General features: G+C 72.3%; 13 protein-coding genes and 1 pseudogene. 6 read left to right on the forward strand and 8 right to left on the reverse strand.

Translation table 11 applies throughout. The features are described 5' to 3' along the window. Window positions 1–354 precede the first annotated feature (354 nt). Window positions 355–555, forward strand: coding sequence for a hypothetical protein (locus ACSNOD_RS22240; protein ID WP_436768776.1), 201 nt, complete (start codon window positions 355–357; stop codon window positions 553–555). A 157-nt stretch (window positions 556–712) separates the two neighbouring features. Here ACSNOD_RS22240 and ACSNOD_RS22245 read toward each other — a convergent pair whose 3' ends face one another. Then, the gene (locus ACSNOD_RS22245; RefSeq protein ID WP_436768777.1) at window positions 713–1,291 is read right to left on the reverse strand and encodes a hypothetical protein; all 579 of its coding nucleotides are present in this window, start codon (window positions 1,289–1,291) and stop codon (window positions 713–715) included. Window positions 1,292–1,579: 288 nt separating this feature from the next. Here ACSNOD_RS22245 and tsaB point away from each other — a divergent pair, with 288 nt between their 5' ends. From tsaB to ACSNOD_RS22265, 4 genes are all read left to right on the forward strand, one after another. After that, on the forward strand, window positions 1,580–2,248 hold the full coding sequence (tsaB, locus tag ACSNOD_RS22250) for a tRNA (adenosine(37)-N6)-threonylcarbamoyltransferase complex dimerization subunit type 1 TsaB (protein ID WP_436768778.1): 669 nt from the start codon (window positions 1,580–1,582) through the stop codon (window positions 2,246–2,248). A gap of 71 nt (window positions 2,249–2,319) precedes the next feature. Beyond that, complete coding sequence (gene rimI / locus ACSNOD_RS22255; RefSeq protein ID WP_436768786.1) at window positions 2,320–2,835, forward strand: ribosomal protein S18-alanine N-acetyltransferase; 516 nt, start codon at window positions 2,320–2,322, stop codon at window positions 2,833–2,835. Continuing rightward, the gene (gene tsaD / locus ACSNOD_RS22260) at window positions 2,828–4,003 is read left to right on the forward strand and encodes a tRNA (adenosine(37)-N6)-threonylcarbamoyltransferase complex transferase subunit TsaD (RefSeq protein WP_436768779.1); all 1,176 of its coding nucleotides are present in this window, start codon (window positions 2,828–2,830) and stop codon (window positions 4,001–4,003) included. Before rimI ends, tsaD begins: the two co-directional genes overlap by 8 nt. After that, window positions 4,000–4,263, forward strand: coding sequence for a hypothetical protein (locus ACSNOD_RS22265; protein WP_436768780.1), 264 nt, complete (start codon window positions 4,000–4,002; stop codon window positions 4,261–4,263). The genes tsaD and ACSNOD_RS22265 overlap by 4 nt, the downstream gene beginning before the upstream one ends. A gap of 49 nt (window positions 4,264–4,312) precedes the next feature. On the opposite strand, the gene ACSNOD_RS22270 is transcribed toward ACSNOD_RS22265, so the two are convergent. The 7 genes from ACSNOD_RS22270 to ACSNOD_RS22300 form a co-directional block, all read right to left on the reverse strand. Continuing rightward, complete coding sequence (locus tag ACSNOD_RS22270; protein WP_436768781.1) at window positions 4,313–4,990, reverse strand: contact-dependent growth inhibition system immunity protein; 678 nt, start codon at window positions 4,988–4,990, stop codon at window positions 4,313–4,315. A gap of 16 nt (window positions 4,991–5,006) precedes the next feature. Next, complete coding sequence (locus ACSNOD_RS22275) at window positions 5,007–5,306, reverse strand: RNase A-like domain-containing protein (RefSeq protein WP_436768787.1); 300 nt, start codon at window positions 5,304–5,306, stop codon at window positions 5,007–5,009. Window positions 5,307–5,373: 67 nt separating this feature from the next. Continuing rightward, window positions 5,374–6,075, reverse strand: a complete 702-nt coding sequence (locus ACSNOD_RS22280; protein ID WP_436768782.1) for a hypothetical protein — start codon at window positions 6,073–6,075, stop codon at window positions 5,374–5,376. A gap of 26 nt (window positions 6,076–6,101) precedes the next feature. Further along, entirely contained in the window at window positions 6,102–7,805 is a 1,704-nt protein-coding gene (locus tag ACSNOD_RS22285; RefSeq protein WP_436768783.1) for an RNase A-like domain-containing protein, read from the reverse strand. Continuing rightward, the gene (locus ACSNOD_RS22290) at window positions 7,805–8,110 is read right to left on the reverse strand and encodes a WXG100 family type VII secretion target (RefSeq protein WP_436768784.1); all 306 of its coding nucleotides are present in this window, start codon (window positions 8,108–8,110) and stop codon (window positions 7,805–7,807) included. Before ACSNOD_RS22290 ends, ACSNOD_RS22285 begins: the two co-directional genes overlap by 1 nt. 62 nt (window positions 8,111–8,172) lie before the next feature. Further along, complete coding sequence (locus ACSNOD_RS22295; protein ID WP_436768785.1) at window positions 8,173–8,571, reverse strand: WXG100 family type VII secretion target; 399 nt, start codon at window positions 8,569–8,571, stop codon at window positions 8,173–8,175. 142 nt (window positions 8,572–8,713) lie between these two features. Beyond that, window positions 8,714–9,943: a class I SAM-dependent methyltransferase gene (locus ACSNOD_RS22300; RefSeq protein WP_436768788.1), complete on the reverse strand. Its 1,230-nt coding sequence runs from the start codon at window positions 9,941–9,943 to the stop codon at window positions 8,714–8,716. A gap of 82 nt (window positions 9,944–10,025) precedes the next feature. Between ACSNOD_RS22300 and ACSNOD_RS22305 the strand changes: the two are divergent. Then, window positions 10,026–10,624: pseudogene (locus ACSNOD_RS22305) on the forward strand (hypothetical protein); the annotation flags it as partial.

The following is a 10,624-nucleotide window of genomic DNA, read 5'->3' on the forward strand; positions in this document are numbered from 1 at the left end:
GTGCGGGGCCGGGGCGGTGGGAGTTGGGGGGCCGGGCGCTCCGTCGTACGCGGTCGCGCCCCACGCCGGGGTGTACGTTCCGACAACTCGTCGGCAAGATGTTGCGCGGGCGGGTTCCGCCGTGGTCACATGGAGGCAGTGACCTGGTTAGGTCTGCCTAACCTCGCCCGTCCAGGAGCCCCGGGAGGCCCCATGCCGCCGCAAGAGCCCACTGCCGAGGCGGCCGCACGGCGCGATGAGCACGAAGGACGCCTCGAGCAGCCCGAGCGCGCGCCGGGCCGTCGCCCCGAGGAGTCCGAGCCGGCCGCCGAGTCCGCGCGCGAAGAGTCCGTTCGCGAAGGGGCGCAGCCGTCCATGAGCGCGCTGCTGGCCGCCTGCGCGGCCGCGAACGCCGTCTCCACGCCACCCGCCTCCCAGGAGGCCGCCACACGCGCTCCGCGCGGCCCTCAGGGCCCGCGCGGGCAGGGCGCCGCCTCCGGCCCGGGGCCGCGGGGCGCGACCCGGGACGACGGCCGGTCCACCGGCCGGGGTGGTGCGCGGCGGGACGCGGCGTAACGCGTTCGAGTGATCCTGCGGTGCGCGCCCGAACGGCGGCCCGCGCCCGTCCCAGGCGCGCCCACGAGGGGAACGGCTACGAGGGGAACGGCCGCGAGGGGACGCCCGCAACGGGAGCGAGCGACCTCGGGCCGACAGGGGCGCACCCCCGCCGCCGTCAGCCGATGACGACGACCTTCGTGCCGGTCGTGGCGAACATCCACATCGCGGCCCCGTCCTCACGGCTCTCGCGAATGCCGCCCGTCTTCCGCTGCGCGTTGGGGTTCGGCGCGGGCATCGAGCCGTCCACGGCCGCGCTGAAGCCGACCACCACATTGCCGACGCTGGTGAACCGCACGACGTTCTCGACCGGGACCCCGTCCGAGCCCTTGATGCGGGCGGTGCGCGAGGTCACCTTGTACTCGCCCGGGGCGGGCGACACCGTGCTCGGCACGACCTCGAAGGTGCGGGTCGCCTGCTCGTCCGCGCCGACCAGCCAGACCCGGTGCGCGCCCAGCGAGTAGACCACCCGCCGGCCGGAGCCGGAGCTCGCCGGCACGGCCGGCGGCTGCTTCGGCTGCTCGGGGCCCGCGGACGCCTCCGGCAGGGCCGCCGGGGCGGACGCGGAGGTGTTCGGCCGGCCCTTGACCGGGGCGTCGGTCGCGTTCGCGGAGGCCTGGTACGCGAGAAACGCGACCACGGCCACCGCCGCGCCGGTCAGTCCGGCGACGATCGCCCCCGACCCACTGCGTGCCACGCTGAGCCACCCTTCGTACCGCGTACGGCTTTTCCGGTTTCCGGCTGACCGTAGCACCGCCGCGCCCGTCGCCCGTGTCCGCGGCGCGGTCCGTTCCGTACGCCCCGCGGCCCCTCCGCGCGGCGGGAGCGGCCCCCTGCCGACGCCCCCGCGGCGGCTCCCCGCCGATGCCCCCGCGGCGGTCGCCCCGGACGCCTGGCGCGGTCGCCCCCGACGCCCCCGGCGCGGTCACCGCCGACAGCCCGGCGCGGGCGCGAGGCCACCCGGAACGCGCCGTAGGCTGTACCCGTGCTGCTGCTCGCTCTGGACACCGCCACCCCCGCCGTCACCGCCGCGCTCCACGACGGCTCCCGCGTCGTCGCGGAGTCGACCCAGGTGGACGCACGGCGCCACGGTGAGCTGCTCCTGCCCGCCGTCGACCGCGTCCTGACGGAGGCCGGCGTGAAGCTGGACGCCGTCACCGGCTTCGTGGTCGGCATCGGCCCCGGCCCGTACACCGGGCTGCGCGTCGGCCTGGCGACCGCCGCCGCGTTCGGCGCGGCCACCGGCGCCCCCGTGCACGGCCTGTGCACCCTCGACGGCATCGCGTACGCCGCCGGCCGGGCCGGCCTCACCGGCCCGTTCACCGTGGCCACCGACGCCCGCCGCAAAGAGGTCTACTGGGCCCGCTACGCCGACCCCCGCACCCGTATCACCGAGCCCGCGGTCGACCGCCCCGCCGACATCGCCGAGCGGGTCGCCGACGCCCCGGCGGTGGGCGCGGGCGCGCTGCTCTACCGCGAGGTGTTCACGGACGTGCCCGAGGGCATGCCCGAGCACCAGTCGGCCGGCGCGCTCGCCTCGCTCGCCGCCGAGAAGCTCGCGGTGGGCGAGCCGTTCCCGCCGGCGCTGCCGCTGTATCTGCGCCGCCCCGACGCGCAGGTGCCGGCCAACTACAAGGTGGTCACCCCGAAGTGACCGGCGAGGCCACGCACGACCGGGCGAGCGGCGAGGCCACGCGCGCGCCCGGGGCGCCGGCGCTGCGCGAGATGCGCTGGTGGGACATAGGGCCGGTGATGGAGCTCGAACACGAGCTGTTCCCCGACGACGCCTGGTCGCACGGCATGTTCTGGTCCGAGCTCGCGCACGCCCGCGGCCCGGCCGCCACACGCCACTACGTGGTGGCGGAGGAGAGCCTCCCCGGCGGCGGCCGGCGGCTCGTCGGCTATGCCGGGCTCGCCGCCGTCGACGGCACCGGAGACGTGCAGACCATCGCCGTGGCCCGCGCCCACTGGGGCACCGGCCTCGGCGCCCGGCTGCTCACCGACCTGCTGGCCGCCGCCACCGCCTTCGAGTGCCACGAGGTGCTGCTGGAGGTGCGGGTCGACAACACCCGCGCCCAGCGCCTCTACGAGCGCTTCGGCTTCGAGCCGATCGGCTTCCGCCGCGGCTACTACCAGCCCGGCAACGTCGACGCGCTGGTCATGCGGCGCCCCGCGACCGCACCGGACGAACCCCACGCAGTACCCGGCGACACTTCACAGGAAACCGTGCCCCATGCCTGACGAGCCCCTTGTCCTCGGTATCGAGACCTCCTGCGACGAGACCGGTGTCGGCATCGTCCGAGGTCACACCCTGCTCGCCGACGCCGTCGCCTCCAGCGTCGACGAGCACGCCCGCTTCGGCGGCGTCGTGCCCGAAGTCGCCAGCCGCGCGCACCTGGAGGCGATGGTCCCCACCATCCAGCGCGCCCTGAAGGACGCCGGCGTGACCGCCCGCGACCTCGACGGCATCGCCGTCACCGCGGGCCCCGGCCTGGCCGGCGCGCTGCTCGTGGGCGTCTCGGCGGCCAAGGCGTACGCGTACGCCCTCGGCAAGCCGCTGTACGGGGTCAACCACCTCGCCTCCCACATCTGCGTCGACCAGCTCGAACACGGCGCGCTGCCCGAGCCGACGATGGCGCTGCTGGTCTCCGGCGGCCACTCGTCCCTGCTGCTCTCCTCGGACATCACCAGCGACGTACGGCCGTTGGGCGCCACGATCGACGACGCGGCGGGCGAGGCGTTCGACAAGGTCGCCCGGGTGCTGAACCTCGGCTTCCCCGGCGGCCCGGTGATCGACCGCTACGCGCGCGAGGGCGACCCGGACGCGATCAAATTCCCGCGCGGGCTCACGGGCCCCCGCGACCCGATCTACGACTTCTCCTTCTCCGGCCTGAAGACGGCCGTGGCCCGCTGGATCGAGGCCAAGCGCAACGCGGGCGAGGACGTGCCGGTCGCGGACGTGTCGGCGTCCTTCCAGGAGGCGGTCGTGGACGTGCTCACCCGCAAGGCCGTGCGGGCGTGCAAGGACAACGGCGTCGACCACCTGATGATCGGCGGCGGGGTCGCCGCCAACTCCCGGCTGCGCGCCATGGCCGAACGGCGCTGCGAGGACGCGGGCATCGTGCTGCGGGTGCCGCGGCCCAAGCTGTGCACGGACAACGGCGCGATGGTCGCCGCGCTGGGCGCGGAGATGGTCGCCCGGGGCCGGGCCGCGTCCGCGTGGGAGCTGTCCGCGGACTCCTCGCTGCCGGTGACGGAGCCGCATGTGCCGGACCCGGCCCACGGCAACGGCCAGTCCCACGACCATGGTCACGACCACGACCATGGCCACGATCATGGGCATGGGCATGGCGGGGCGCACTCGCACGACCACTTCCATGAGCTGAGCAAGGACAACCTCTACTCATGACCGTCGCAGTGATGTGGGAGGCCCGCGCCCACGACGGCAAGGGCCCCGACCTGCTGGCCTGGGTCCGCGCCCAGCGGCCGGCGGGCGGCGCCACGCCCCTGCGGCAGGAGATCCTCGCCGCCCCCGAGGACCGCGTGCTGGTCATCACCTGGTGGGACGCCCCGTACGACGCGGTCCTCCCGGAACTGCCCGAACCGGGCGAGGACCTGGCCCGCCGGGCGGTGCACCGCTGGCGCTTCGAGTCCCTGGAGACGCGCTGAGCGCCCGGGTCCGGTGCCGTACGGTGCCAGGCCGCGCGGTGCCAGGGGCCTAGCGGTCCTCGCCGTGGCGCCCCGCGTCGCCGACCCGCTCGGCGAGCAGGGCGAGCCAGCCGGTGGGGGAGTACGGCGCCGGAGGGTCGATCTCCATGCCCAGCTCCGCGAGGGCGACCGCGCAGTCCTCCTCCTCCAGTTCCAGCGCGAGCAGCTCCGCGACCTCCCCGGCGAGCCGGGCGACGAGCGAGGGATCGGTGGTCGACAGGTAGTCGGCGACCGCGGCGTCGTGGTCGGCGAACTCGTCCGGCATGTCCTGGGAGAACCACCCGCCGAGGAACTGCGCCAGTTCGGGGAAGCGGGCGTGCCACTCCCAGTGCGTCGCCGGGGCGGCGGGCGGGGGCACGTCCCCGTCCTCCACGCTCGCCTTCAGATGGTCGGCGAGCAGCCGCAGCCAGTCCTGGATCTCCGACTCGGGCAGGCCGACATCGGGCACGGGGTAGAACTCGCCGAGGCGCAGCCGCAGCCGGCCGGGCGGATTCTCCGCGTACTGGCGCAACTGCTGCTCGGCGACGGCCACGGCCCACGGGCGGGTGTGCCAGGTGTGTCGCAGATAGGCGTCGAGCGCGGCGCTGCGCCGGCCCTCCTCGTCGTCGGCGGGCTGCCCGAGGTAGGCGCGCAGCACCTGGTCCAGCTCGCCGTACCGGCGGTCGTGTTCGAGCGGCTTCATCGGCATGGGTTCGAGTACGCCCTTACAGATAGATCGGGAAGGTCGTCCGCACGACGAAGCCGTTGCGGCTGGAGGGGTCGCGCTGGAGCACCACCCTCGCCGCCCGGACGTCCACGGGCTCGCGCCCGGCGAGCATCATGGCCTGGAGCAGCACCCGGCCCACCGGCTCCGGCCGCGACGGCCAGGCGGCCTCGATGGTGAGCCGCTGCCGGGTCCCCTGGGCCAGCCAGCGGTGGATGACCTGCTCATTGGCGGTCACGACCTGCTGCGTCGCCCACTGGGCGGTCTCCCGGTCGGGATAGGTCGCGGATCTGTTGCGAATGCTCACCGGCTCACCCTAATGCGGCTCCCGCAGCGGCCGTCGCGCCCCGGGCCCCTGTCCGTGACGATCATGTCTCCTGCCATACGGGCGGGTGCTGCTCGCGCAGGTGTGCGCTGAAGGTCTCGGCGATGAGGGGAATCCACTCGGGCCAGGTCAGGGTGCCCGAGCCCATGACGTGGTCCGTGAAGAAGCGGGTCAGTGCCTCGTCGGTGTGGAAGGTCGCCAGGGCCTCGTGGCACTCGCCGATAATGGCGGGCAGCTCCCACAGGCAGGCGGGGTGCCAGTGGTCGATGAACAGCGCCAGCCCTTCGCGCTCCGTGAGGTCGTCGTCGAAGACAATGCCGGCCTGGCCGTAGTAGTTGGTCAGAAACTCATGCAGCCGGGGGAACCGCCGCATCAGCTCCCAGCGAGGCGGCGCTACGTCCTTGAGTTTGAGGAAGTGAGCGCGCTTCCACTGCTCGACATACGTGGCGATCTGCTCCAGGGCGGCAGGCATATCGGCCTCCGCGGCCGTGCGGGGGATGTTCTTGGCTCCGTACGGGGGCTGCCCGGGCGACTCAGCGAAGAGCCGGGCCAGCTCGCGCAGTTGTCCGGCCACCTCGTACGGTGTCCGCCCGCCGCGTTGCCCCTCCTGCCACAAGGCTCGCATCGCGGGCTCCAGGGCCTCCCGGCGCTGCCCCTCGTCCATCGGAATGGTGCCGCGGAAGACGGAGAGCAGGGTGCGAGCTCCCTGGAACCGAAAGTATTCGATGACTCTTTGATCGAGCATGCGTGATTCCTGAGATCCGAGGCTGCTTATTTCGGCATCGAGGTGACGATGGTGAACGGCGGGTGCATGCCTGGGGCGGGTTTCACTCTGATCTGTACGCCGTGTGCGTCAACGGCAGGCGTGTTGTTGTCTGCTGCGTATGCCGTTGCAGTGACGGTGCGCCCGGTTATTTCGCCGGTTGTGGGAGTGTAGTAAAAGAGCTTCGTTGCTGGGCTGATGGGTGGAGGGCCATTGATGTACGTATTGATATCGTCCCAGTTCTCTTCGATGCATTTCTGAGTGTACTTCTGGGCGTCGGCGAGGTTCTTGTACGTCGAGGCCGCAGGAATCCCGGACTGGTCGCGCAATCGCTGATTGAGTTGTTCGTCGGACTTCCCCACGTGTTTGTCGATTACGTGGGAGCCATCGATGTGCTCCTGGTTGGCCAGATCGATGGGGAACATATGGTCCGCGGCCTTGTCGCCGGGCACGGTCCACTTGTGCTCCCGCTTGAATTCGTTCAGCGCGCGGGCGCCGAACGCCTCCGCCCGAGCGGACTGGGCGTCGAATCGCGGGGCGCTGAGATACGCCTCGTCGAGTGCGGCGAGCCGGTTGTCGAGCTTGGTCACCAACGGGTTGACGCGATTGTTGTAACGGGCCACCGCCGCGTTGATGGCAGCGGTGTCGAGTTCGAGGACCATGCCCATCGACAGCTGGGAGAGCCCCTTCTTGGCGACACCGAAGATCCCCTTCACCGCGCCCTTGACGTCGCCCATGTCGACGCCGTCCTTGAGGTCGACGTCGAGCTTCGGAAGGGCGTCCATGAGGGCCTTGCGGAAGATCCGCCACAGGTCGTGGTTCAGGTCCCTGGCCGCTTCGCTGAAGAGTCGGAGGGCATCGCTGACCACGTTACAGGTGTCGGTGATCACCGCGAGGATGGGGTAACTGGCGCCCCGCGAGTTGACCGTGTGGTGCTTCCAGCCGTACTCCCTCGCCGAGGTCGCGGGCTGGGGGCTCTCACCCTTGCCCCAGGCCGACGTTCCCCAGACCGAGCTGCAGAAGGAGCGCATCGCGTTGTGCCACTCGCTGTTGCTCTGGGAGGTGATGCCGTTCATGTAGGTGGTCAGGTTTTCGTTCACCTGGTGCGCACCCGTCCGGGGCCTGAGCCACGCCTTCGACAGGCTGTCGAGCTCGTGCTGGTTCGGCAGCGGGAGAACGTCGGCCGCGGCCCCGTAGCGGTACACATGCTTGAACAGTGGCCGCAGCACCTTCGCTGCCGCCTCGGCTACGCCTTCGAAGACCCAGTCGAGAAAGGTCTCGCCCTCGTCGTGGTCGCCCCAGGTGAGGTTGGGCACGGCGCCATAACGCGGCTCGTTCTCGATGACCTGCGGAAGCGGCTTGGGCGAGGGCGGTGTCTTCTGCTTCGGATTGGTGGCGGCGTCCGCGGCCACGTAGTTGTTGGCCGTCGTGGTGAACCCGACGGCCGCGCCGCCGATGCTCACCACGGTTCTGGCAAATACCTCAAGAAAGCGGTTGCCCACCTTGACATAGCTCTTGGCGAAGGCCTCGGCCGCGGCACCCGCGCCGCCCGCGTCTGGATGCTTGTTCAGATCCGTCAGGAAATCCGTGGCACTCTTGTGCAGCGCTCCCTGCTCCTGGGCCACCTTGTCGGAGACCCCGTACAGATGGGACGGCTTGACGTCGATGGTGCCGTTCGGCGAGCCCGCCGGGGCGGGCGGAGGGGAGCCCACTACTGAGCCCCCCAGCCGCGCAGAACCGCCTGATGCGCGGCGCTGTAGTTGATGTGACCGGTGGTCACGACGTCATGGAGCCACTTCTGGGCGCCCTCCAGGTCCTGCATGGACCGGTCCCAGGTGTCGAGGCTGTCCACGAACATGTCGCGGGCCTCGCCCTCCCAGGACAGCACGACCTTCTCGGCGCGGTCGTAGAGGGTCCCGAGCTCCTCGTTCAGTTCCCTGAGGATGCCCTCCAGCTCTCCCGACAGGCTCTTCAGCCTGGCCAGGCTGACCGTTATGCCGTCCCCGTCACCCGACATGCCTCTCCCCGTGCTGTGATGACTCGTGCCCTGTGTCGCGCGTCGCGTGGAACGCGCGGGCGTCAGTGGAATTCGTCCAGGCGGCTCCTCGGCGCGGCGCCCGGCGGCTCCGGGTTGTCGTCCGCCATGCCGAGGATGCGCTGCCGGCCGATCTCGGACTGCTGCAACTGCCGGAAGCTCCGCATGACCTCCAGCTCCTGGTCGGTGAAGCCGTCCCGGCTCATCTTCATCGCCTCTTCGAGGAGGATCAGCATCTGCCGGATGCGGATCGCGTCCTCGTTGACGCCCCGCTGCAGGTCCTTGTAGGCGGAGCCGGCGCTGCTGCGCCAGCCGGCGTCGATGGTGGCCACGATGGTGTTCAGCCGCTCGATCTTCTTCTTGAGATGGCGTTCCATCGCGTCGAGATCGGAGATGAGGCTGTTCAGCTCCTGCGCGGAGACGGCGAGCTTCCCGTCGGCCATCAGATCCCCCCGTGGGCGAGCGGCGCGGACGCTCCGGAGAGCGCCAGGATGTCGGTCAACATCTCGAATCCCCGCTGTGCTGTCCGTGGCTGTGCGCCCTACTGATTCACCGTCACCCTAACAACAGCGTGTACTTCCGCCCTTACCGAGCCGGATGCCCCAGGAGCATCGTCGGGGCGCCCGCCGCGCGGGTCAGGAAGACGGTGACGGACTCGGGGCCCTGGAGCTTGAGCTTTCTGCGGAGGTCGTCCGGTTCCACCGCCGAGCCGCGCTTCTTGATCGTGGCGGTGCCGACCTTCCGGTCGCGCAGCAGGGCCTTGAGCTTCTTGAGGTTGAAGGGGAGGACGTCGGTGATCTCGTACGCCGTGGCGTACGGCGTCGGGTGGAGCTCGTCCGCCGTCACATAGGCGATGGTCTCGTCGATCAGCCGGCCGCCGACCCGGGCGGCGACGTCGGCGACGAGATGGGCGCGGATCACGGCGCCGTCCGGTTCGTAGAGATAGCGGCCGACCGGGCCGGGCGCGGGGTCGGGCAGGCCCGCGCCGGTCAGCGTGTGGGGGCCGGGCAGCAGCGTGGCGCGCACCGCGGCAGGGCTCGTACGGGCGTCCCCGGCGGGAACCGTACGGGCGGCCCCGGCGGGGCCCGTGCCGAACCACAGCACCGCTTCCTTCACATCGCCCCCGTCGGAGATCCACTCCGCCTCCGCGTCCTCGGGGACCGCCTCGTGGGGGACGCCCGGTGCGATCTTGAGTGCCGCGTACCGGGCGGTGCGGGCCGCGCCCACCGCCCAGGAGAGGGGCGGCGAGTACGCCTCCGGGTCGAAGATCCGGCCGCGCCCGCCGCGCCGGGCGGGATCGACGAAGACCGCGTCGTACGCGGTGGTGTCGATCTCCGTGACATCCGCGCAGCGCACCTCGATGCGGTCCGCCAGCCCCAGTGCCTCGGCGTTGGCGCGGGCGACCGCGCAGGTCAGCGGGGACCGGTCGACGGCGAGCACGGACACGCCCGCCCGCGCCAGGGCGATCGCGTCGCCGCCGATGCCGCAGCAGAGGTCCGCCAGGCGCCGTACGCCCAGGGCCGCGAAGCGCTCGGCGCGGTACGTCGCCACGGAGGTGCGGGTGGCCTGCTCGACGCCGTCGGGCGTGAAGAACATCCGGTGGGCGTCCTCGGCGCCGAACTTCGCGACCGCCCGCTGGCGCAGCCGGGCCTGGCCGAGGGCCGCCGAGACCAGTTCGGCGGGGTGGTCGCGGCGCAGCCGGGTCGCGAGGGCCAGCTCCTGGGCGGGGTCGTGGTCCCGCAGGGCGTCGAGCAGGGTCCGGCCCTCGTCGGTGAGCAGGGCGGAGAAGGCGTCGAGGTCGGTCACCCGGTCCATTGTGGGCCAGCCGGTGGATGGTGCGGGCCGCACGGCGGTGTCGTACGGGCGCGGGGGGCCTCGGCTGGCATGATCCGGCGCCATGCATCTCATCACACAAACCGGACAAAATGACTATCAGGCCGTTCGGCCGACACGGCGGAGGTGGGCCGGTACGGCCGCGGCGCGCGGCGCGGTCGTCCTCCTGCTCGTGGGGGTCGCCGGCACCGCGTGCGGCACCCCCGACCCGGCCGGCCGCCGCGCCGCGGGCCGGGACGCCCCGACCATCCCCGCCGGGGCCGGCATCCTGGTGGCGCCCGACCCCGCGACGACCCCCGGGAAGCCCGCCGCCGGGCCGGAGAACAACGGCGACACGGCGCGCCGGGCCCGGGAGGCGTCCGAGCCTCCCGACGCGCCGGAGGGGGCCGAGGACGGCGGCGTCGAGGGCGGCATCGAGGACGGCGGCGAAAGTCCGGAGAACACCGAGAACACCGAGAACGCCGAGGGCACGGAGGGTGCGGAGGACGCGGAGGACGCCGGGAGCCCGGAGGGCTCGGACGGCGGCTCGCGCGAGACCGGCGGCTCCCACGACGCCGACAGCCCGGACGGTGCCGACGAGAGCGGCACCGGCGGGGCGGGCGAGCGCGACCCCGGCTCCCGCGCGGCCGTCGCCGGCCCCGCCCCCGCCGGTGCCGCTCACGT

Origin of the sequence: Streptomyces sp. URMC 123 (assembly GCF_051386515.1) — a bacterium.
Lineage (GTDB): Bacteria > Actinomycetota > Actinomycetes > Streptomycetales > Streptomycetaceae > Streptomyces.